The sequence below is a fragment of the Pseudomonas sp. 3MAES_34.3B genome (assembly GCF_058145875.1).
This window is the reverse complement of sequence record NZ_CM176960.1, coordinates 1,545,275-1,566,015: the sequence shown is the minus strand read 5'-3', so window position 1 is coordinate 1,566,015 and position 20,741 is coordinate 1,545,275. Positions and strand designations below refer to the sequence as shown.

Annotated in this window: 18 protein-coding genes; 9 read left to right on the top strand and 9 right to left on the bottom strand. The window is 62.9% G+C overall.

Annotation, left to right across the window (positions count from 1 at the left end; all coding sequences use genetic code 11):
- The first annotated feature begins 108 nt into the window (after positions 1 to 108).
- Complete coding sequence (locus tag AC3Z8Y_RS06995; RefSeq protein WP_490089031.1) at positions 109 to 3,594, top strand: hybrid sensor histidine kinase/response regulator; 3,486 nt, start codon at positions 109 to 111, stop codon at positions 3,592 to 3,594.
- Here the strand turns inward: AC3Z8Y_RS06995 and AC3Z8Y_RS06990 are convergent.
- Positions 3,550 to 5,079, bottom strand: a complete 1,530-nt coding sequence (locus tag AC3Z8Y_RS06990; RefSeq protein ID WP_490089030.1) for a DNA recombination protein RmuC — start codon at positions 5,077 to 5,079, stop codon at positions 3,550 to 3,552. The two genes, AC3Z8Y_RS06995 and AC3Z8Y_RS06990, sit on opposite strands and share 45 nt — an antisense overlap.
- An 882-nt stretch (positions 5,080 to 5,961) precedes the next feature.
- On the opposite strand from AC3Z8Y_RS06990, the gene AC3Z8Y_RS06985 reads away from it, so the two are divergent.
- Both AC3Z8Y_RS06985 and AC3Z8Y_RS06980 read left to right on the top strand, forming a co-directional pair.
- Positions 5,962 to 6,186, top strand: a complete 225-nt coding sequence (locus AC3Z8Y_RS06985; RefSeq protein WP_490089029.1) for a hypothetical protein — start codon at positions 5,962 to 5,964, stop codon at positions 6,184 to 6,186.
- A gap of 538 nt (positions 6,187 to 6,724) precedes the next feature.
- A complete protein-coding gene (locus tag AC3Z8Y_RS06980) occupies positions 6,725 to 7,999 on the top strand; it encodes an OmpP1/FadL family transporter (protein ID WP_490089028.1) in 1,275 nt (424 codons plus the stop codon).
- A 58-nt stretch (positions 8,000 to 8,057) separates the two neighbouring features.
- Here AC3Z8Y_RS06980 and cysB read toward each other — a convergent pair whose 3' ends face one another.
- Both cysB and AC3Z8Y_RS06970 read right to left on the bottom strand, forming a co-directional pair.
- Entirely contained in the window at positions 8,058 to 9,032 is a 975-nt protein-coding gene (cysB, locus tag AC3Z8Y_RS06975; RefSeq protein ID WP_490089027.1) for an HTH-type transcriptional regulator CysB, read from the bottom strand.
- 117 nt (positions 9,033 to 9,149) lie between these two features.
- Entirely contained in the window at positions 9,150 to 9,650 is a 501-nt protein-coding gene (locus tag AC3Z8Y_RS06970; protein ID WP_181114691.1) for a universal stress protein, read from the bottom strand.
- Positions 9,651 to 9,860: 210 nt separating this feature from the next.
- Between AC3Z8Y_RS06970 and AC3Z8Y_RS06965 the strand changes: the two genes are divergently transcribed.
- Positions 9,861 to 10,937, top strand: coding sequence for a 3-deoxy-7-phosphoheptulonate synthase (locus AC3Z8Y_RS06965; RefSeq protein ID WP_490089026.1), 1,077 nt, complete (start codon positions 9,861 to 9,863; stop codon positions 10,935 to 10,937).
- A 65-nt stretch (positions 10,938 to 11,002) separates the two neighbouring features.
- On the opposite strand, the gene AC3Z8Y_RS06960 is transcribed toward AC3Z8Y_RS06965, so the two are convergent.
- Complete coding sequence (locus AC3Z8Y_RS06960) at positions 11,003 to 11,284, bottom strand: GNAT family N-acetyltransferase (protein WP_181114696.1); 282 nt, start codon at positions 11,282 to 11,284, stop codon at positions 11,003 to 11,005.
- 453 nt (positions 11,285 to 11,737) lie between these two features.
- Between AC3Z8Y_RS06960 and oprI the strand changes: the two genes are divergently transcribed.
- The gene (gene oprI, locus AC3Z8Y_RS06955) at positions 11,738 to 11,989 is read left to right on the top strand and encodes an outer membrane lipoprotei OprI (protein WP_181114699.1); all 252 of its coding nucleotides are present in this window, start codon (positions 11,738 to 11,740) and stop codon (positions 11,987 to 11,989) included.
- Between the two features lie 66 nt (positions 11,990 to 12,055).
- Here oprI and AC3Z8Y_RS06950 read toward each other — a convergent pair whose 3' ends face one another.
- The 3 genes from AC3Z8Y_RS06950 to AC3Z8Y_RS06940 all read right to left on the bottom strand — a co-directional run bounded on the left by AC3Z8Y_RS06950 (position 12,056) and on the right by AC3Z8Y_RS06940 (position 14,070).
- On the bottom strand, positions 12,056 to 13,018 hold the full coding sequence (locus tag AC3Z8Y_RS06950) for a L,D-transpeptidase family protein (protein ID WP_490089025.1): 963 nt from the start codon (positions 13,016 to 13,018) through the stop codon (positions 12,056 to 12,058).
- Positions 13,019 to 13,113: 95 nt separating this feature from the next.
- Positions 13,114 to 13,410, bottom strand: a complete 297-nt coding sequence (locus AC3Z8Y_RS06945) for a hypothetical protein (protein ID WP_181114704.1) — start codon at positions 13,408 to 13,410, stop codon at positions 13,114 to 13,116.
- Between the two features lie 54 nt (positions 13,411 to 13,464).
- Complete coding sequence (locus AC3Z8Y_RS06940; protein WP_490089024.1) at positions 13,465 to 14,070, bottom strand: arylesterase; 606 nt, start codon at positions 14,068 to 14,070, stop codon at positions 13,465 to 13,467.
- Positions 14,071 to 14,080: 10 nt separating this feature from the next.
- Between AC3Z8Y_RS06940 and AC3Z8Y_RS06935 the strand changes: the two genes are divergently transcribed.
- From AC3Z8Y_RS06935 to greB, 3 genes are all read left to right on the top strand, one after another.
- Positions 14,081 to 14,764 carry an ABC transporter ATP-binding protein gene (locus tag AC3Z8Y_RS06935; protein ID WP_490089023.1) on the top strand — a complete coding sequence of 228 codons (684 nt, stop codon included), beginning with the start codon at positions 14,081 to 14,083 and terminating at the stop codon, positions 14,762 to 14,764.
- Positions 14,764 to 17,271 (top strand): ABC transporter permease, encoded by a 2,508-nt coding sequence (locus tag AC3Z8Y_RS06930; RefSeq protein ID WP_490089022.1) that lies wholly within the window; start codon positions 14,764 to 14,766, stop codon positions 17,269 to 17,271. The genes AC3Z8Y_RS06935 and AC3Z8Y_RS06930 overlap by 1 nt, the downstream gene beginning before the upstream one ends.
- Positions 17,272 to 17,352: 81 nt before the next feature.
- A complete protein-coding gene (greB, locus tag AC3Z8Y_RS06925) occupies positions 17,353 to 17,826 on the top strand; it encodes a transcription elongation factor GreB (RefSeq protein WP_490089021.1) in 474 nt (157 codons plus the stop codon).
- Positions 17,827 to 17,833: 7 nt separating this feature from the next.
- Here greB and AC3Z8Y_RS06920 read toward each other — a convergent pair whose 3' ends face one another.
- On the bottom strand, positions 17,834 to 18,145 hold the full coding sequence (locus AC3Z8Y_RS06920; protein ID WP_490089020.1) for a class I SAM-dependent methyltransferase: 312 nt from the start codon (positions 18,143 to 18,145) through the stop codon (positions 17,834 to 17,836).
- Positions 18,146 to 18,370: 225 nt separating this feature from the next.
- The gene (locus tag AC3Z8Y_RS06915) at positions 18,371 to 19,768 is read right to left on the bottom strand and encodes an MltF family protein (protein ID WP_490089019.1); all 1,398 of its coding nucleotides are present in this window, start codon (positions 19,766 to 19,768) and stop codon (positions 18,371 to 18,373) included.
- A gap of 138 nt (positions 19,769 to 19,906) precedes the next feature.
- Here AC3Z8Y_RS06915 and AC3Z8Y_RS06910 point away from each other — a divergent pair, with 138 nt between their 5' ends.
- A complete protein-coding gene (locus AC3Z8Y_RS06910; protein WP_490089018.1) occupies positions 19,907 to 20,725 on the top strand; it encodes a TatD family hydrolase in 819 nt (272 codons plus the stop codon).
- Positions 20,726 to 20,741: the final 16 nt, after the last annotated feature.

The following is a 20,741-nucleotide window of genomic DNA, read 5'->3' as shown; positions in this document are numbered from 1 at the left end:
GCCACACGCAGGAGCGTGCGGGTGCGGGATAGACCATGGTCGCCCCTGACGAACCGCCTCGGCCATGCCAGACTCCCCGTTTGCGCTTATTGCCACCATGGAGCCGCAATGTCGCTTTCCAGTGGGCTGATCGCCGCGGTCGCCCTGGCCTATATGGCCGTCATGTTCGCCATCGCCTATTGGGGCGACCGTCGGCAAACCACGTTATCGCCTCGCCTGAGGGCGTGGGTGTATAGCCTGTCACTGGCTGTGTACTGCACCAGCTGGACCTTCTTCGGCGCGGTGGGCCAGGCCGCCGAGCAGCTTTGGGCCTTCCTCCCCATCTACCTGGGCCCTGCCCTGCTGTTACTGCTGGCGCCTCGCGTGCTGCAAAAGATGGTGCTGATCAGCAAGCAGGAAAACATCACCTCCATCGCCGACTTCATCGCGGCGCGCTACGGCAAGTCCCAACCTTTGGCGGTGGTGGTGGCGCTTATCTGCCTGATCGGGATGCTCCCGTATATTGCCCTGCAGCTCAAAGGCATCGTGCTGGGGGTGAACCTGTTGATCGGTGCCAGTGCCGATGCCACCGGCCCGCGCGTACAGGACACCGCCATGGTGGTGTCTCTGGTGTTGGCGCTGTTTACCATCGTGTTCGGCACCCGCAGCCTGGACGTGACCGAGCACCACCGCGGCATGGTGCTGGCCATTGCCTTCGAAGCCTTGGTCAAACTCTTCGCGTTCCTCGCGGTGGGCGCTTTCATCACCTATGGCTTGTACGACGGCTTCGGCGACCTGCTTGCCCAGGCGCGCCTGGCGCCGGCGCTGGAAAACTACTGGAGCGAAACGATCAACTGGCCCTCGATGCTGGTGCAGACCGGGGTGGCGGTGATGGCGATGATCTGCCTGCCGCGCCAGTTCCAGGTCACGGTGGTAGAAAACATCGAGCCGCGGGACTTTCGCCTGGCGCGCTGGGTGTTCCCGGGTTACCTGCTGCTGGCTGCGTTGTTCGTGGTGCCGATCGCCCTGGCCGGGCGCATGCTGCTGCCCGATGCGGTGATCCGCGATTCCTTCGTGATCAGCCTTCCCCTGGCTGAAGCGCACCCGGCCCTGGCACTGCTGGCGTTCATTGGCGGTGCTTCGGCCGCTACCGGAATGGTGATCGTGGAAAGCGTGGCGCTGTCGACCATGGTCTCCAACGACATCCTGCTGCCCTGGCTGCTCCGGCGCCAGCGCACCGAACGCCCGTTCGAGGCCTTCCGCCACTGGATGCTGTCGGCACGGCGGGTGAGCATTCTGGCGATCCTGTTGCTGGCCTACGTCAGCTACCGCCTGCTGGGCTCCACCGCCAGCCTGGCGACCATCGGTCAGATCGCCTTTGCCGCCGTGGCCCAGCTCACGCCGGCCATGGTGGGCGCGCTGTACTGGAAACAGGCCAACCGCCGTGGGGTGTTCGCGGGCCTGGCGGCGGGCAGCTTTCTGTGGTTTTACGCCCTGGTATTGCCCATTGCCGCGCACAGCCTGGGCTGGCCCCTGGCGGCGTTCCCGGCGCTGAGCTGGCTGCACGATAACCCGCTGCATTTGCCTATTTCCCCGCTCACTCAAGGGGTAGTGCTGTCGCTGGCGGGTAACTTCATCCTGTTCGTGTGGGTGTCGGTGCTGTCGCGCACCCGGGTGTCCGAACACTGGCAGGCGGGGCGCTTCGTGGGCCACCAGCAAAGCCTGCGCCCTAACAGCAAGGGATTGCTGGCCGTACAGCTGGACGACCTGCTGAAGCTGGCGAGCCGCTTTGTGGGCGAAGAGCGCGCACAACAAAGCTTCAGCCGCTTTGCCTACCGCCAGGGCAAGGGTTTCAACCCCACCCAGACCGCCGACCCGGAATGGATCGCCCATACCGAACGGCTGCTGGCCGGTACCCTGGGCACCTCCTCCACCCGGGCCGTGGTGAAAGCCGCCATCGAAGGCCGCGACATGCAGCTGGAGGACGTGGTTCGGATTGCCGACGAAGCCTCGGAGGTGCTGCAGTTCAACCGCGCGTTGTTGCAAGGCGCGATTGAAAACATCACCCAGGGCATCAGCGTGGTCGACCAGCACTTGCGCCTGGTGGCCTGGAACCGCCGCTACCTCGAGCTGTTCAACTACCCCGAAGGGCTGATCGCGGTGGGGCGCCCCATTGCAGAGATTATCCGGTTCAACGCCGAGCGCGGCTTCTGCGGCCCCGGGGAGGCGGAAGTACACGTGGCGCGCCGGCTGCATTACATGCGCCAGGGCCGCGCGCACACCTCCGAGCGGGTATTCCCCAACGGCCAGGTGATCGAGCTTATCGGTAACCCCATGCCCGGGGGCGGCTTTGTGATGAGTTTCACCGACATCACCGCCTACCGGGAGGCGGAGCGTGCACTCAAGCACGCCAACGAAAGCCTGGAGCTGCGCGTAGCCGAACGTACTGGCGAACTGTCGGCGCTCAACCACGCACTGATCGAGGCCAAGGCACACGCAGAAACGGCCAACCGGTCCAAGAGCCGCTTTCTCGCTGCCGTAGGCCATGATCTGATGCAGCCAATGAACGCGGCCCGGCTGTTCTGCGCTGCGCTTGGCCACCAGGGCGCCGACCTCCCGGCGGACGCGGCCCAACTGGTTCGGCACATGGACAGCGCGTTGCGCTCGGCCGAGGACCTGATCGGCGATTTGCTGGACATTTCCCGCCTTGAAAACGGGCGGGTCACGCCGAACCGCAATGCGTTTTCCATCAGCGAGTTGTATGGCGCGCTGGGCACCGAATTCACGGCCCTGGCCCAGGAACAAGGCCTGAGCTTCCGCTTACGTAGCAGCACATTGCGGGTAGACAGCGACATCAAGCTGGTGCGGCGCATTTTGCAGAATTTCCTCACCAATGCCTTCCGCTACGGCAAAGGGCCGGTGCTGCTGGGCGTGCGCCGGCAGGGCGAGGCGGTACGGCTGGAGGTGTGGGACCGTGGCCCAGGGATACCCGATGACAAACTGGAGGTGATCTTCGAGGAGTTCAAACGCCTGGACAGCCACCAGACCCGCGCCGAAAAAGGGCTTGGGCTGGGCCTGGCCATTGCCGATGGGCTGTGCCGCTTGCTGGGGCATCGCCTTGAAGTGCGCTCCTGGCCAGGCCGCGGCAGCGTGTTCAGCGTGACCATCCCAGTTGCCGAGCCCGAAGCGGCGCCGCAACGGGCCACGCTACCCGCCACGCAACCGCTGAGCGGCTTGCGCGTACTGTGCGTAGACAACGAAACCAGCATCCTTACGGGCATGGCCAGCCTGCTCACCCGCTGGGGCTGCACCGTGTGGACCGCTACCGACCGCACCGCCTGCGCGGCCCTGCTGGCTGAAGGCGCCCTGCCCACGCTCGCGTTGGTGGACTACCACCTGGACGACGGCGAGACCGGGACAGCGCTGGTCGGCTGGTTGCGCACCCAGCTCAACGCGCCGCTGCCTGGCGTGGTGATCAGTGCCGATGGGCGGGCCGAAACCATTGCCCAGGTTCACGCCGCCGGCCTCGATTACCTGCCCAAGCCGCTGAAACCCGCCGCATTGCGCGCGTTACTGGGTCGGTACCTCACCCGCCACGATCTGGCGCGGGCTTGAGTCGTTCTCCAGCGGGCCAGCGGCGCCCTCTTCGGCCGCCGCCAGCGCACGGTCGAGCAGGTCCGCCGGCAGGCTTTTGCTGGCCCGCGCGCCGAGCAACTTGAGCTGCTCGCTGCGGCTTACCAGGTTGCCGCGCCCTTCGGTCAGCTTGTTACGTGCGCTGGCGTAGGCCTTGTCCAACTGTTGCAAGCGGTTCCCTACCTCATCCAGGTCCTGGATGAACAGCACGAACTTGTCATACAGCCAGCCGGCACGCTCTGCGATTTCGCGAGCGTTCTGGCTTTGGCGCTCCTGCTTCCACAAGCTGTCGACCACCTTCAAGGTGGCCAGTAACGTTGTAGGGCTCACTACCACAATCTGCTTGTCGAAGGCCTCCTGGAACAGGCCGGGATCGTGCTGCAAGGCTGCCGAAAACGCCGCCTCGATAGGCACGAACAGCAGCACGAAATCGAGGCTGTGCAGCCCTTCGAGCCGGCTGTAATCCTTGCCAGCCAGGCCTTTGATATGCGAGCGCAGGCTGTGCACATGCTGCTTGAGCGCGCCCTGCGCCACGTCCGCTTCGGAAGCGGCGATGTACTGCTGCCACGCAGTAAGGCTGACCTTGGCATCGACCACTACTTGTTTATCGCCTGGCAGAGTGACCAGCACGTCCGGCTGGAACCGCTCACCGTCAGCGCTTTTTAGGTTCACCTGGGTGCGATATTCACGGCCTTTTTGCAGGCCGGCATGTTCCAGCACGCGTTCGAGCACCAGTTCGCCCCAATTGCCCTGGGTTTTCTGTCCCTTCAAGGCTTGGGTGAGGTTGGTGGCCTCATCACTAAGGCGCAGGTTGAGTTGCTGAAGGCGTTCGAGCTCCTTGGCCAGCGAAAATCGCTCACGCGCCTCATTGTTGTAGCTGTCCTCTACTCGCTTTTCGAACGCCTGGATGCGGTCGCGCAGCGGATCGAGCAGTTGCCCGAGCCGCTGTTGGCTGTTCTCGGCGAAACGCTGCTCGCGCTCCTCGAAAATCTTCCCCGCCAGCTCGGCGAACTGTGCCCGCAGCTCATCGCGCGCGTTTTGCATGTCTTGCAAACGCTGTTCGTGCCCTTCCCGTTGCTCCTGCAGCTCCGCGCTCAAGCCAGCGCATCGGGCCTCCAACTGGCGCAGCTCGCCTTCACGCTGCCCGCGCTCATGCGCCCACGCATGGGCGGCATCGCGACCGTTGTCCACCTCCATGCGCAACAACTCAAGTTCACGGCCGGCTGCGGCAAGCTCGGCGCGAACGCCGGCTTGCTGTTCGCCGAGCGACGACAGTTCCAAGGCCTGCGTTTGCACCCGCTGTTCCAGTACTTGCTCACTGAGCTGCGCTACCCGTAAACGCTCTTCCAGCAAAGGCAAGGCTTCACGGGCAGCCTGAGCGGTGCGATGGAAATGCCAGGCAACGCCAATGAACGGAACGGCCGCAACCAAGGCGGCGATAAACAGGTGAAGGGCTTCATCAGGCATGGGAAAATTCGGTCAAAAGGATGACGCGCGCGCCAAGCGCGAGAACGTGGCTGAAGCATTCTACCCGGGCTCAGGTTTATGCCGAAAAGTTACAGTAATGGCATTGACAGTGGTAATCGACCAAAGCGCAGGCTTGCTTCGTTTCGCTGGGAACATCGGCCTAGAGCAATCTGCGCTCACAATCCACAGAAGCTGTGGATAACTCAGTGGACAACACCCCCCGGGCGTCCGCAAAGCCCGATAAACCGGGGCCTGCAGACAAACTGTCCATTTTTTCACCAGCTCTAAAAACTGTTTTTTTTCATTGACTTAAAAAATAAACGAAGGGTACGGAACCTTGGCCAATGCGCCCGTCGGGAATATGACAATCTTGCGTCATGATGTGCACAACGCCTTGGGGTGGCGCAAGCCCCCGCACCGAGATAGCTACTGACACGACGCAAGGAAAACGCCAAAAGGGTTTGCCGTTCGTCGGGTTTGGTGGTGGAAGGTTGCCAAGCTCGCTATTTACCTGTAGGTTTCGCCGCAGTTTGTACAAAAGCTGAAAGCAATTTCGGCCGCTCAAGTCCCTCCAGCTTTATCGCAGGCCCCATTGGCCCTGCATCCCGCTGTTTTCTCGGACCCCACTCGGCCTTCAGGCCAGCGCCAAGCGTCCCTCGTGTCACGCCCCGCTGTCTGCTTCCCCAGGCTTTCCCCGACCTTCAGTAACCTGGGTCGTGGCGCCTCTCGTCTTGCGTACTTACCGCCGCCTACCATGCGTTCATATTGACGTCACAGGCGAGCTGTACTGTTCTGGCAGGTTTCCCGCACATACGTTATTGCGGGCCGGAACAAATTCAATGCCGCACGGTTCTGATCCGTGTCAATCGCAGGAACACAATAATGACTTTCAATACCCAGACCCAATCCGCTATCCATACCTTGTCCCAGGCATTCGCTCCGCTGCGCTGCGTAATCCTTGCCGCTCGCAATGACAGCTTCAGCTTTTCCGTAGTGAATGAGCACGGCGTGGCACGCCACACCCAACGTCTCTACCCTGAGCAGTATGCGGCTTCCGCACCGCTGCAGGCTGTGATCGAGCGCGCCCGCCAGTCCCTGGTCGCCTGAGCAGGCAGATCCGCTCAACGCCCCACCTGCAAACCTTCCGACAGACGTCACTTTACGCGGCAAAGTTAAAGCTATGCTTTAACTTGAGCGTACGGCGAGCGGCCGGCCGCTCCCAGGCGGACCCCGTCCGATTGATCGCTGCCACGCGTGGGGCCCGCCTGTTTTTCTCCCTTGTTACAAAAAAATCGCGGGATTATGCCGACCGGCAAGCGCCCTCCCGTCGCGTTGCGCTCTGCCGCTTCGCAAAATGCTGAAACGTGCCTTCCTACAACGTCAAGAAACCTGTCAGTGGGGTCAAACCCAGCTGGCATGCCCCTTCCAGCCCTGAGCGGATAGCCTTGGGCGAGTGTTCGTCAAAAAAACGTTGTCAAAACGTGACGCCCTTGTTGCACCCCTTGGCGCGAAACTGACCGGCCAGACAGCCCAATGATCGGATTGTCCTACAAAAAGGCTCTATCTTGCCTGATACAGGGCTATGGCGCCGTGTGGGTTTTATTGGTAATTTGCGGCGGTGATCACCCACGGAGTAACAACAACAATGAAAAAAGTCATGATCAGATCGAGCCTCGGCCTCGCAGTCACGCTTGCCTCCACTCAGCTCTTCGCGAGCGGCTTTGCCATCAATGAGCAAAGCATCAGCGGCATGGGCGTGGGCTTCGCGGGTCGATCGTCATCGGCAGAGGACGCCAGCACCGTAGCCGGCAACCCGGCGGGCATGGCCTTCCTCAAGCGTGAGCAATTTACCGTAGGCGCCGCAGGTATCTATGCGGATACGGATATTGACCATGGTCGTTCTACCCTGGGCGGAAGCAACAAGGGCGATATGGTGCCGCTGGTTGGGGTGCCTATGGGCTATTACGTCAAGCCGCTGAGCGACCAGTGGGCTGTCGGTTTTGGTGTATACGTCCCGTTTGGCCTGGCAACCGATTATGAAAGCGGTTATGCAGGCCGTTACTGGGCAGATAAGAGTGTTGTGAAGGTCATTACCTTCCAGCCCACCATCAGTTACGCGTTCAATGACAAGGTGTCCATCGGTATCGGGCCAACGTTCAACCGTATTGAAGGGGAGCTGACGTCTCGTACCATTAACGCCAACAACCCGATCTCAGGCGGCGATGGCGAAGTGAAGATCAAAGGCGACGATACGGCAGTCGGCTTCAATGCAGGCATTTTGGTGCAGGCGACTGACAAGACGCGCTTGGGGCTGACCTACCATTCCAAAGTTGACTACAAGCTTGACGGTAATACCAAAGCTCGTAACGTGCGGCCTCTCCCGGGGGTTCTTGTCAATTTCAAAGAGGACGCTTCTCTCGATCTCACCACTCCCGAGTCGGCAGATTTGTCGTTCACTCATGAGTTGAACGACCGCTGGACAATCTACGGTGGGAGCACCTGGACTCGGTGGAGCCGACTGGAAAACATCACCGTTAACAGCGATGTAACTGGAGTAGCCGCACGTCTTGGCTTGGGGACCATCACTGAAGAACAGAACTGGCACGACACCTGGGCTCATGCCATTGGCGCTGCGTACAAAGTGAACAAGCAGTGGACACTACGCACCGGCTTCTCGGTGGACCAGTCCCCCACCAATAACGCCGACCGTTCGCCACGCATTCCGTCGGGTGACCGTCGTATCTTCAGCCTGGGTGCCGGCTTCAGCCCGACTGACAATCTCACGCTGGACTTCGCCTATTCCTACCTCAAGGAAGAAAGCGTGGACGTGAACCTGGTCAGCGCTACAAAAGGCGCCTACAGCGCTACGTACCACAACAGCGCTCACGGCTTCGGCAGCTCGCTTACCTACAAGTTCTAAGCAGCCCGCAATGCAAAAACCGCCCTTCCGGGCGGTTTTTTTATGGCAGATGCGCGCATCAATGAACGGGCAGTTCTACCCCGTCGAACAGCTCTTCAAGCTCTTGCTTGTTGTGGCAGGCGATCGCCTTGGCCATGATTTCGCGCGTGAGGTGCGGGGCGAAACGCTCGATGAAGTCGCACATGAAACCGCGAAGGAAGGTGCCCCGGCGGAAGCCGATCTTGGTGATACTGGCCTCGAACAAGTGGTCGGCATTGAGCACCACCAGGTCGCTGTCCTGTTTCGGGTCAACGGCCATATGGGCAACGATCCCTACGCCCAGGCCCAGCCGCACATAGGTCTTGATCACGTCCGCGTCGGCGGCGGTGAACACCACCTTGGGCGTAAGGCCGCGATGGCTGAAAGCTTCGTCGAGTTTGGAACGCCCGGTGAACCCGAACACATAGGTCACAATAGGGTGCTCGGCCAATACCTCGAGCGTGAGCTTGGGCAGCTTGGTCAACGGGTGGCCTTGCGGCACTACCACGCAGCGGTTCCAGCGGTAGCACGGCATCATGATCAGGTCGCCGAACAGCTCCAGCGCCTCGGTGGCGATGGCGAAATCCACCGTACCGTCGGCGGCCATTTCGGCGATCTGCATCGGTGAGCCCTGATGCATATGCAGGGCAACTTCCGGGTACTGCTTGATAAACGCACTGATTACCGGGGGCAATGCGTACCGGGCCTGGGTGTGGGTAGTGGCAATGGACAGGGTGCCCTTTTTCTCGTTGGAGAATTCCTGAGCGATCTGCTTGATGCTCTCGACCTTGCGCAGGATCTCGCCCGCCGTGGTGATGATTCGCTCACCGGCGGGGGTCACGCGCGTCAGGTGCTTGCCGCTTCGGGCGAACACTTCCACACCGAGTTCGTCTTCGAGCAGGCGGATCTGCTTGCTGATACCGGGTTGAGAGGTATAAAGGCTCTGCGCCGTGGCGGAGACGTTCAAATCATGGTGAGCGACTTCCCAGATATAGCGCAGCTGCTGAAGCTTCATTCGCGACCCCCCAAGGCCCAATGCTCCGTTCCCCGCTTGCAAGTAAGGGGGTGACGGCAAGGGTTATAACTATATTGATGGTCTGGGCCAGAATCTAGAACATTTTGAAAAGTTGTTTCATGTTTTTCGCCGCCCCGGGGCCTGGGTGAGTGGCACGAGGTACACCGGGACCTCGGCAAGCTGCAGCACTCGCGCTGCGGTTCGGCCCAGCGGCAGCTCCGCTTCGGTGACCCGGCTATGGCTGCCGAGTACCAGCAGGTCGACCTGCAGCCTGCGAGCCTGGTCCAGAATAACCTCAGCCGGATCCCCCTGGCGTACCCGCACAGCCTGGATCAGGTCCAGATCCCGCTCACCGTCTGCGAGGTCTTCACAGAAGTTGTCCAGTACGCGCTTTTCGATGTTGGCCATCATTACGCTTACCCCCCTGCCATGCAGCTCGCTCAGCGTAGGGGCATCGAGGTAACTCTGCAGTACCGACTCTGCGAAGCTGCCCATCGGCTCCACGGCATGGATCACGTGTAACTCCGCCTCGAACTTGCGCGCCAGGGCCAGCGCATGTTGCAACACAAGCGGCGCGTAGGCGCCCAGGTCGGTGGCGTACAGCATCGAACGAATCATCTGCGCTCCCGCGCCACCCTCGTCGGCGGCGATACGGCCAAGTCTAGCAGCGGCACGGTAAAGCGGCAGGTATCCCATCGCCCGCGGCCCGCCTCGTCCAAAGGGCAGCCCAAGGCATTGTCGAAGGGCCGCAGAACGCGTTAAGGTTCGGCACCCCCGCGCCTACCGCTCGCCCGGTCGCGCCTGACCTGCCTGATAACGAGTACCACCATGGCCGATTTACCGATCAACGATCTGAACGTCGCCTCGAACGAGACGCTGATCACCCCCGATCAACTCAAGCGCGACATCCCCCTCAGCGACGCAGCGCAAGCGACCGTGGCCAAGGGCCGGGATGTGATTCGCAACATTCTGGACGGCAACGACCACCGCGTGTTCGTGGTAATCGGCCCTTGCTCGATCCATGATATCGACGCCGCGCACGACTACGCCCGCCGCTTGAAAACCCTCGCCGAGGAAGTGTCCGACACGCTGTATCTGGTGATGCGGGTGTATTTCGAGAAGCCGCGTACCACCGTTGGCTGGAAAGGCCTGATCAACGACCCTTACCTGGACGACTCCTTCAAGATCGCCGATGGTTTGCACATCGGGCGCCAGCTGCTGCTGGACCTGGCTGAGATGGGCCTGCCCACGGCCACTGAAGCACTGGACCCGATTTCGCCGCAATACCTGCAGGACCTGATCAGCTGGTCCGCCATCGGCGCCCGCACCACCGAATCCCAGACCCACCGCGAAATGGCCTCCGGCTTGTCTTCGGCAGTTGGCTTCAAGAACGGCACCGACGGCGGGCTTACCGTTGCGATCAACGCCTTGCAGTCCGTTTCCAAGCCCCATCGCTTCCTGGGCATCAACCCGGAAGGCGGCGTGTCCATCGTTACCACCAAGGGCAATGCCTATGGCCATGTGGTGCTGCGCGGCGGCAACGGCAAGCCCAACTATGATTCGGTGAGTGTGGCACTGTGCGAGCAAGCGCTGGACAAGGCCGGCATCCGCCCCAACATCATGATCGACTGCAGCCACGCCAACTCCAACAAGGATCCGGCGCTGCAGCCTCTGGTGATGGAGAACGTGGCGAACCAGATCGTCGAGGGCAACACGTCGATCATCGGCCTGATGGTTGAAAGCCATATCAATGCCGGCGCCCAGGCGATCCCCAAGGACCTTTCCGAGCTCCAATATGGCGTATCGGTGACGGACGCCTGTATCGGCTGGGAAACGACCGAGCAAAGCATTCGGGCTATGCGAGACAAGCTCAAGCCACTTCTGGCGGGTCGCCAGCGCGGCTGAGGCAGTTCTGGGTTGGCCACGATGAAACGCCGGGATAACCCGGCGTTTTCATGTATGCCGCTCGCCTACAGCTTGGCGGCCCGCCGCTGGTGGCGCTCCATATACCGCTCTACATACGAGCAGGAAGGAATGACCGTGTAGCCCATGCTGTCGGCGTACTCCAGGGCCTTTTCGGTCAGGGCGGCGGCTATCCCCCGGCCCCGCAACGCATTGGGGACAAACGTGCGGTAGATATCCAGCGTCTGCTTGCCCAGATCCATGTAGGTCAGGTAAGCACGATGGCCGTCCACGTTGGTCTCGAACTGATGACCTGCCTGGTCATGATGTATGGACAACGCCTCGCTCATTTCGAATCCTCGCGGGTCTTGGAATTAGACCCCTACCATACCGCTGTTTCATCATTGTTGGAACTGCTGTCGCAATCGCGCGGTTGCGCTCGCAACCTTGGCGGGACCGCTTCGGCATTCGACAGCCCGCAGCCCGTGAACGGTTCACCTGGCATCACGCTGTCGAACGCTTGAGGTTTGGACTGGGCCTAGACCGTAAAATTCGCTGCAAGTTCCAACTAGTGGCAAGTTGGATAAGGTGTAACTGCTGATCTCCTAGTTGCGCCATTGATATGGATCCTGAGCCGCAACTACGCCATCAGCCTTTTCGTCGGCGTTGAACCGATAGATTTTTTAACCGTTCTTGCGCAGTTCCAGTTTACTTACTACAAGTAATGAGTACTATGTACGCCGGCTATTTTCTCGACCTCGAGAAATGGCTACTAAATAGAAAGTCCTTTGAAGGGGAACACGATGAACAACGTTCTGAAATTCTCTGCTCTGGCTCTGGCTGCCGTTCTGGCTACCGGCTGCAGCAGCGCGTCCAAAGAATCCGAAGCTCGCCTGACCGCTACCGAAGACGCTGCCGCTCGTGCACAAGCCCGTGCCGACGAAGCGTATCGCAAAGCTGACGAAGCTCTGGCCGCCGCTCAGAAAGCCCAGCAGACCGCAGACGAAGCCAACGAGCGCGCTCTGCGCATGCTCGACAAGGCTAGCCGCAAGTAATCCTTCGGGATAGCAGCAAAAAAAAACCGGCCTATGCATGTAGGCCGGTTTTTTATTGCCACCCTTTTACAGTGGCTGCGCTGGCGCCGTGCTCAACGCCGGGCCACTGGGGGCACCGATAACTACCGGTAACCCGTCCTCGGCACCGATCACGTCCCGCACCCGGTCCCAATCCACACTGACCACACCGGTGAGGTCCTTGCGATTGAGCAAGGCATTGATAACCGCGGTGTGCTTGTCTTCACCCGACGGGGCGCCCTGGGCATCCAGCGGCGTGTGCGCCTCCAGGTAAACCTGCCCACTGGCGACACCGAACTTGTAAGGCTCATTGATGATGCGCACCGGAGTACCTACCGGTACCAGGGTGGAGAGTTCGAGCACATTCTCGTTGTACATGCGGAAGCAGCCATGACTGGTGCGCGTGCCGATGCCAAACTTTTTGTTCGAACCATGAATCAGGTACCCAGGCAGGCCCAGGGAGAACTTGAAGGGCCCCAGTGGGTTGTCCGGGCCTGGCGGCACCACGTTCGGCAGCGGATCGCCATCGGCGGCGTGCTCGGCCTTGACCGAGGCAGGCGGCGTCCACGACGGGTTGGCCGTCTTGGCGATGATCCTGGTGGTCGCTACCGGCGAGCCCCAGCCTTCGCGCCCGATACCCAGCGGGTAGGTGCGCACTGTGCCCTGCCCTTTCGGGTAGTAGTAGAGCCGGTATTCGGCCAGGTTGATGACAATACCCTCGCGCGGGCCAGGCGGCAGAATGAACCGCGTGGGCAATACGATTTCCGTCCCGGGCTTGGGTAGCCACGCATCCACGCCGGGGTTGGCCGCGAGCATCTCGTTGTAGCCCAGGTCATAGGTTTGGGCGAGGTCAGCGAAGGTGTCTTCATATTTGGCGGCAACCGTCTGCACCTGGCCGACGATATCTTCCCCCGGCGGGGGCAGCGGAAACTCCAGCGCTGTCGCGGGCCCCGCCACGAGGACAGCGGCCAGGGACAGGCAACGGCTAAAGGCTGGGAAGCGCGGCAACATCCTGGAAAATCCTTAAATGCAATGAACCAAGGCACAAACCGGCGATTGTACACCTGGCCCCAGCGCGGCGGGAACGCCGCAGCCCAACGGCAGGCTTAATCGTAGTCGTTCTGTAGGCCCGGCCACACGGGCCGGGTTCCCTTGCGCTGGGCAAAAAGAATGGCGCGGCACAACGGGCACAGCCGGGTATCGCGGAAGATGCCCCTTGCCACGTTCTGCCAGCGCGGCTGGGCCGGCAGCAAGCCACCGCACAGGGTACGGTCAATGGAGCCGCCCAGTTCCAGTTGCCGGGCGGCCACGTGCACCCGCACCTCCTGACAGGCGAACAGGTCAAGCTGTTCGTCAGGTTCGATCAATTGGTAGGCGTGCAGGGACCAGGCAGGACGTGGCATAGGGGCTCCGGAAGGGGGCGCAACCTTAGCTCAAAGCCTGCCCGGAGAAAAGTCTCACAACAGGGGTTTGAGGCTTGGCCATACATTTTCCAGCAAGCGCGGCTGTGCCTCGGCGCGGGGATGGATGCCGTCCTCCTGCATCAGGGGCGCGACACCGCCTACACCGTCCAATAAAGAGGGCACCAAAGGCACCTGCTTCTCGCTGGCGACCTGCTGGTACACCCGGCTGAACGCATTGATGTAAGCCGCCCCGTAGTTGGGAGGTAGCGGAACACCCAGCAGCAACACGCGAGCACCGCTTTGCTGGGCCCGATCAATGATCCACGTAAGGTTTTGTTGCAATTGCGCTGGCGGCTGCCCGCGCAGCCCATCATTGCCGCCAAGCTCCACGATCAGCAGGTCCGGCTTGTTCGCCGCAAGCAGCGGCTCCAGCCGCGCGCGCCCGTTGGCACTGGTGTCGCCGGTGATCGAAGCGTTGACCACCTGGTCGGCATAACCTTCTTCTTTCAACCGCTGCTGCAGCAGGGCAACCCACCCCCTGGAGGTATCCAGGCCGAAACCGGCGCTGATACTATCCCCCAGCACCAGCAAGGTCCCTGCGCCAGCGGTCTCAGCCATGCAGACCGCCCACAGCGCGGCGGCCACTTTCCACATACGCATCGGAATCTCCATGGGCGCAAGCATTCTCACAGCGCGGAACCTTAGCAAAGTGGTTTCCGGCACGGAAGGCGATTTGCACATTCTTCACGCGCTCTCACTCGAACTGGCCGCGGGCGACAGCCTGGCCATCGTGGGCGCATCTGGCTCGGGCAAATCTACTCTGTTGGGCCTTCTGGCCGGCCTGGATCAACCCAGCGAAGGCGAAGTAACACTGGCGGGCCGGGCCCTCAACGGGCTCAGCGAGGACCAGCGCGCCCAGGTAAGGGCCGAGCACGTAGGCTTCGTGTTCCAGTCGTTCCAGCTGCTCGAAACCCTCACCGCACTGGAAAACGTGATGTTGCCGCTTGAGTTGCATGGCCGTGCCGACGCGCGCGCCCAGGCCAGCGCCCTGTTGGGCCGGGTAGGGCTGGGGGAACGCCTTGGCCACTGGCCACGGCAGTTGTCCGGGGGCGAGCAGCAACGGGTCGCCATTGCCCGGGCGTTCGCCGCCGAACCCGCCGTGTTGTTTGCAGATGAGCCCACCGGCAACCTCGACACCCACACTGGCGAGAAGATCACTGAACTGTTGTTCACGCTCAATCGTGAACGCGGGACCACCTTGGTACTGGTGACCCACGACGAGCGCCTGGCCCACCGCTGCCGGCGCTGGATACGCCTGGAGGCGGGGCAACTGGTTGCCTCGGGGGCCAACTGATGGCGCCCGGCAGGCTGGGGCTGGGCCACCTTTGGCGCCTTGCCGCGCGGCAACTGCGGCGCGATGCGCGCGCTGGTGAGCTACGGGTGCTGTTCTTTTCCTTGCTGGTGGCGGTGGTAGCGAGTACGGCGATCGGCTACTTCGGTGCGCGCCTGAATGCCGCCATGCAGTTGCGCGCGACCGAATTCCTGGGCGCAGACCTGGTATTGCAAGGCAGCACGCCGGCCCGGCCGGAACAACTGCGTACCGGGCGGGAACTGGGGCTGGATCACGCACAGGTGGTGGAATTCAGCAGCGTGGTCGCGACCGACCAGGCCATTGAGCTGTCCAGCGTGAAGGCCGTGGACAGTGATTACCCGCTGCGAGGCAAGTTACGCAGCGCCGCCCAGCCCTATGGTGAGGAGGACGAAGGCGGCGCGCCGGCCCCGGGCGAGGCGTGGGTAGAGCCCCGCCTGCTCAGCGCGCTCGGGCTGAAGATCGGCGACAGCGTGGACATCGGTTCCAAGCGCCTGACGCTAGCCCGGGTGCTCACCTACGAGCCAGACCGCGCCGGTAATTTCTACAGCCTTACCCCGCGTGTGATGATCAACCTGGACGACCTGGCGGCCACGAAGGTCGTGCAGCCCGGCAGCCGGGTAACCTTCCGCGACCTCTGGCGCGGGGATGCCGAAAACCTGGAGCAATACCGCGAGCTGGTCAAGGTAGGGCTGAACCCCAACCAGGCCTTGCGCGATGCCCGGGACAGCAACCGCCAGGTCGGCGGCGCACTCAGCAAGGCCGAGCGCTACCTGAACATGGCCAGCCTTGTCGCGATATTGCTCGCGGGTGTTGCCGTGGCATTGTCGGCCGCCCGCTTCGCCGCTCGCCGTTACGACGCCAGCGCGCTGCTGCGCTGCCTGGGGTTGTCGCGGCGGGACGTGTTGTGGGTGTTCTCGCTGCAGCTGGCGATGTTGGGCCTTGCCGCTGCGGCCGCGGGAGCAGCGGTAGGCTGGCTGGCGCAGTTCGGCATCTTTGCCCTGCTACAGGGGCTGCTGCCCAGTGTAATTCCCGGCGGCGGGCCCTGGCCGGCGCTGGCGGGCATGGCGACCGGCATGGTTGCACTGGCAGGCTTTGCCTTGCCGCCGCTGGCTGCTCTTGGCCGGGTGCCGCCACTGCGGGTATTACGGGGCGACCTGCTGCCGCTCCCGGCCAGCACCTGGGCCGTTTACGGCAGCGCACTGCTCGCGTTGGGGCTGATCATGTGGCGGCTTAGCCTGGACCCTCTGCTCACCGTTGCCCTCGGGAGCGCCGGCGCGCTCGCGGCGCTGCTGCTAGGTGGGCTGCTGGTGCTGGGCCTACGCCGTTTGCGCACCGCCTTGGCGGGTGCTTCCCTGCCTTGGCGGCTTGGCGTGGGGCAGCTGTTGCGCCACCCGTTTGCCGCAGCGGGGCAGGCGCTTGCCTTCGGCCTTATCCTTTTTGCCATGGCGCTGGTGGGATTGCTGCGCGGTGAACTGCTGGACTCGTGGCAGCGCCAGCTTCCCGCCGACGCGCCCAACTACTTCGCCTTGAACATACTGCCCGACGAGCGCGATGCGTTCGCGGCGCGCCTGCGGGAGTATGGCGCGGTGGCCGCCCCGCTCTACCCCATCGTTCCCGGGCGGCTGACTGCAATCAATGGCCAGCCCGTGGCTGACGTGGTGACTGAAGACAGCCAGGGCCAGCGCGCCGTGCAGCGTGACCTCAACCTCACCTGGGCGGCCGACCTGCCTGAGGGCAACCGGCTGCTGGCCGGCCAATGGTGGGCACCTGCACCCGGTGCGTTGCCGGGCGTGTCTGTGGAGCAGAAGCTTGCCGAAAGCCTGGGCGTGAGCGTGGGCGATACCTTGACCTTCAACGTCGGCGGCGCCGTCAGGGATACCCGCGTGGCCAGTGTGCGAGCGGTGAGTTGGGACAACTTCCAGCCCAACTTTTTCATGATCTTCGAGCCCGGTACCCTGCAGGATTTCCCAGTCACCTACCTCACCAGCTTTTATCTGGCACCGGGCAAGGATGCCCAGGTCGTCGCCCTCGCCCGCGCCTTCCCGGCGATGACGCTGTTACAAGTGCAGGCGCTCCTCGAGCAACTGCGCAGCATACTGGCGCAGGTCACCCTAGCGGTCGAGTACGTGCTGGTGTTCGTGCTGGCGGCGGGGCTGGCCGTGCTGTTTTCGGGCCTGCAAGCCACGCTGGATGAGCGGATTCATCAGGGCGCCCTCCTCCGGGCGCTTGGGGCCAGCCGAGCGTTGCTTGTCCGGGCACGGCGTATCGAGTTCACCGTGCTGGGGCTGGCCAGCGGCGTGCTGGCCGCGGTGGCCGCCGAAGCCGCCAGCTGGGCGCTCTACCGCTTCGCCCTGAACCTCACCTGGCACCCCCATGCCTGGCTGCTGTCGTTGCCGCTCGCCGGCGCGCTGGTCATTGGTATCGCAGGGGTATTCGGTACGCGTCGGGCGCTCAATGCCAGCCCGCTGCAGGTGCTGCGCGAGGGCTGATCAACCGCCGGAGGGCTTCGGGTGCCGGCCCCTGAAGCCCTGTGGTAGGGTGGCGCGCAACAGCGCATGCCAGGAGGTTGCTTGAGTACCAACATCATTACCCGCGCGGGGTTCGACACGCTGAAAGCCGAGCTGGACCAACTGTGGCGCGTCACCCGCCCGGAAATCACCCAGAAGGTGCAGTGGGCCGCCTCGCTCGGCGATCGCAGCGAGAACGCCGATTACCAATACAACAAGAAGCTGCTGCGCGAGATCGACCGCCGGGTGCGCTACCTGCGCAAGCGGCTGGAAGACATCCGGGTAGTGGACTACGCCCCCGAGCAGGAAGGCCGGGTGTTTTTCGGTGCCTGGGTGGAGGTGGAAAACCTGGAAGGCGAGCTGCGCCGCTTCCGCATCGTGGGCTACGACGAAATCTACGGGCGCAACGATTACATTTCCATCGATGCGCCCATGGCCCGGGCCCTGCTGAAAAAAGAAGAAGGCGACGAGGTGATGGTACCCACGCCCACTGGTGAAGTGTGCTGGATCATCAACCGGATCGAATACACGCCCTGAGGGCCGTTCACCTGAACGTCAGCAGCCCTTGCCTTGCCACCCGGGTGAGCGCGGCGATCACGGCAGGGGCCTGCTCCGCAGGCGGCGACTGCACCACGGCAAGATCGAAACGGTTATCGGCGAACTGTTCCAGCGGCTGGCCCGGCTCCAGAAAGCGGACGGAAAACGGTGCCGATTTTCCATTGCGGCGGGGCCAACCATCGAGGCAACGCAGCAGCGTAGGTTGATGGCCACCTACCAGCAGAATGCTTGGGATATGTGAAGCCAGTGAAGAGCCCGGCAAGGGGGCAAGGCAAACGATTGGGCGCGGACAACTCATGGATACGGACTCCGCCTCACGGGTTTCGCGGGCAGGTGCGAGGCGACACCGAGCCAGCGCTTTAGCGGTATTTCAGGCTTTGGTGAAAGCCCAGGCGCCCCGCAAGTAGCTGTCTAAATCGGCGCATGGAGGGATCCTAGTAGCCGTGGTGGCAGGTGTCAACGGCGGGGCACGCTGCGCCTCTTGTAGGAGCCAGCGAAGCCGCAGGCGCAGCTCGCGAACAGGCTACCTCGGCTCGAGGGACTCGCGTGCGCGGTCGAACGCCAGGTAGTACTTGTTCACGTTGTTCACGTAACGCACCGGCGCCAGGCCTACATTCTCCGTGGCTACGCGCTCTACCTGGAAGAACCAGCGGTTCGGGTCTAGCCCGCGCTGCTTCGCTTGGGCCCTGAAGCGTTGCACGCGTTCCGGGCCCATGTTGTAGGCCGCCAGCACGAACGCCATCCGCTCACGCTCTTGCATACCCTTCTCGTTAAAGAAATTACGGCGGATCAATGCCAGGTAGCGCGCCGCGGCCTTCACGTTGTCGTCCAGTTCGCTCACGTTTTTCACCCCCACGCGGCGCGCTGCCGCCGGGGTGATCTGCAACGGCCCGCTGGCGCCGCTGCCACCCTTGGCATCGGGTTCCAGGTCCGATTCCTTGTACGCCAGCGCCGCCAGGTCCAGCCAGTCCAGGCCTTGCTGCCGGGCATTGCGTTGCAATACCGGCCGCAGCGCTTCGAGCCGGGCGCGATCGTCGTGCTGCAAAGGGTTCTGGGTTTGGTAAAGCGCGCGGCAGGCATCGAGCAGCGCCTTGTCCTGGTTCGCCGGCGCGCGGTATTGCCCCAGGAACTCGCGCACGCTGTCGCTGAGCTGCGGTGCGTCTTCGCGTACATACCAGCTCATGGGGGCAGGTGCATGGAACGGTACACGGCGGTCGATGCGCAGGTCTGGCATCAGCTTCACCCAGCGCTCGGCGATGGGTTGCTCCACCAACGTGACGGCGTACACACCCGCGCTGACCATGTCCAGAACGTCTTCCACGCCCAGGCTTGCATCGGCCCACTCCACGGTGATCGGCGGGCGGTGCCGCGCCGCCAACTGAGCATTGGCCCGATTGACCGCCTCCTCTGCCGCGCTTCCGGCAACCAGCACCAGCCGCTTGCCCGCAAGCTGGTCGAGCGTGGTGATTGCGCGATGCCGCCGAGGCTGCACCAGTACCAGCGCCGTGTCGGCGACAGTGGTAGCCGCGGTAACGGTGTGCGAACTGGCGGGAAGCGGCAGCGCCTCGCCGGGCGCGGCAAGATCGGCCTCGCCCCGCTGCAACGCCGCCAGCAACTGCCCCTTGGGCCGGGGCACAGCCTTGAGGCGCACCTGAGGATGGCGCCCGGGCTGGCCGTTAAGGTACGCCTCGAAGGCTTTGAGGCGCTGGTCTTCCACACCGATCGCTTCACCCGCAACGGTGGTGGAACTGTTACGGCTTTGGTTGACCACCACCCGTAACACTTTGGCCTGGCGGATCTGATTCAGATCGCGTGCCGGGGGTGTGGCGTGGTGGGGCTCTGCCAGCGCAGCGGCGCCGGCGAAAACGAAAAGCGCGAGTGTGGCCAGGCGCAACGCCCGGCCAACAGCGGGACCTTTCATATGTGCTCCGAGGTAAAAAGCCCGCCCCCTCCGTACCGCTGGGGGCTACCAAAACCGCGCCGGCTTGCCAGCGTCGGGTTTTATTTATAAGGGTGTAGCTTTGGTATGCTTTCCGGCCTCAGCCTGAAAGGAGCCACCATGCAACTCATCGACATCGGCGTCAACCTGACCAACCCGGCATTCGACGAGCAGCATGCTGAGCTTTTACGCAGGGCCACCGAAGCGGGCGTGGTGCAAATGGTCATCACTGGCACCAGCGCCGACGTGAGCGAGCAGGCCATTGAACTGGCCGAACGGCTGGACCCGTCGGGCCAGGCACTGTTCAGCACCGCCGGGGTCCACCCTCACGATGCCAAGGCCTGGAACGCCGATACCCGTCGCCGTATCGAAGGGTTACTGCGCCATGAGCGGGTGCGTGCGGTGGGCGAATGCGGGCTGGATTTCAACCGGGACTTTTCCCCTCGCCCGCAGCAGGAACGCGCGCTCGAGGAGCAGCTTGCCCTGGCGGCTGAACATCGCCTGCCGGTATTCCTTCACGAGCGCGATGCCGCGGCGCGGTTGTTGCCCATCCTGCGGGAATGGCGAGATCGCCTCCCGGCGGCGGTAGTGCACTGCTTCACCGCAGGTCGTGACGAATTGTTCGGTTACCTCGACCTGGACCTTCATATCGGCATCACGGGATGGATCTGCGATGAACGCCGCGGCAGCCATTTGCACCCGCTGGTGGGCAGCATCCCGCGCGGCAGGCTGATGCTTGAAAGCGATGCGCCCTGGTTGTTGCCACGCACCCTGCGCCCGAAGCCCAAGAATGGCCGCAATGAGCCGGCGTTCCTTACCGAGGTGGTGCGGGAAGTCGCGCGGCATCGCGGCGAAAGTGAAGCCGAGCTGGCCGCGCACACCAGCGCCTGTGCCAGGGCCTTTTTCACACTCCCCGAGGCGCCGGCAGCCCAAGGGTAAAGCGGCCATAAGGCAT

Bases quoted from the DNA above. Each gene is read 5' to 3' on its own strand.
- AC3Z8Y_RS06995 (WP_490089031.1), top strand. From the start codon at position 109: ATGTCGCTTTCCAGTGGGCTGATCGCCGCGGTCGCCCTGGCCTATATG.
- AC3Z8Y_RS06990 (WP_490089030.1), bottom strand. From the start codon at position 5,079: ATGCCTGATGAAGCCCTTCACCTGTTTATCGCCGCCTTGGTTGCGGCC.
- AC3Z8Y_RS06985 (WP_490089029.1), top strand. From the start codon at position 5,962: ATGACTTTCAATACCCAGACCCAATCCGCTATCCATACCTTGTCCCAG.
- AC3Z8Y_RS06980 (WP_490089028.1), top strand. From the start codon at position 6,725: ATGAAAAAAGTCATGATCAGATCGAGCCTCGGCCTCGCAGTCACGCTT.
- cysB (WP_490089027.1), bottom strand. From the start codon at position 9,032: ATGAAGCTTCAGCAGCTGCGCTATATCTGGGAAGTCGCTCACCATGAT.
- AC3Z8Y_RS06970 (WP_181114691.1), bottom strand. From the start codon at position 9,650: ATGATTCGTTCGATGCTGTACGCCACCGACCTGGGCGCCTACGCGCCG.
- AC3Z8Y_RS06965 (WP_490089026.1), top strand. From the start codon at position 9,861: ATGGCCGATTTACCGATCAACGATCTGAACGTCGCCTCGAACGAGACG.
- AC3Z8Y_RS06960 (WP_181114696.1), bottom strand. From the start codon at position 11,284: ATGAGCGAGGCGTTGTCCATACATCATGACCAGGCAGGTCATCAGTTC.
- oprI (WP_181114699.1), top strand. From the start codon at position 11,738: ATGAACAACGTTCTGAAATTCTCTGCTCTGGCTCTGGCTGCCGTTCTG.
- AC3Z8Y_RS06950 (WP_490089025.1), bottom strand. From the start codon at position 13,018: ATGTTGCCGCGCTTCCCAGCCTTTAGCCGTTGCCTGTCCCTGGCCGCT.
- AC3Z8Y_RS06945 (WP_181114704.1), bottom strand. From the start codon at position 13,410: ATGCCACGTCCTGCCTGGTCCCTGCACGCCTACCAATTGATCGAACCT.
- AC3Z8Y_RS06940 (WP_490089024.1), bottom strand. From the start codon at position 14,070: ATGCGTATGTGGAAAGTGGCCGCCGCGCTGTGGGCGGTCTGCATGGCT.
- AC3Z8Y_RS06935 (WP_490089023.1), top strand. From the start codon at position 14,081: ATGGGCGCAAGCATTCTCACAGCGCGGAACCTTAGCAAAGTGGTTTCC.
- AC3Z8Y_RS06930 (WP_490089022.1), top strand. From the start codon at position 14,764: ATGGCGCCCGGCAGGCTGGGGCTGGGCCACCTTTGGCGCCTTGCCGCG.
- AC3Z8Y_RS06920 (WP_490089020.1), bottom strand. From the start codon at position 18,145: ATGAGTTGTCCGCGCCCAATCGTTTGCCTTGCCCCCTTGCCGGGCTCT.
- AC3Z8Y_RS06915 (WP_490089019.1), bottom strand. From the start codon at position 19,768: ATGAAAGGTCCCGCTGTTGGCCGGGCGTTGCGCCTGGCCACACTCGCG.
- AC3Z8Y_RS06910 (WP_490089018.1), top strand. From the start codon at position 19,907: ATGCAACTCATCGACATCGGCGTCAACCTGACCAACCCGGCATTCGAC.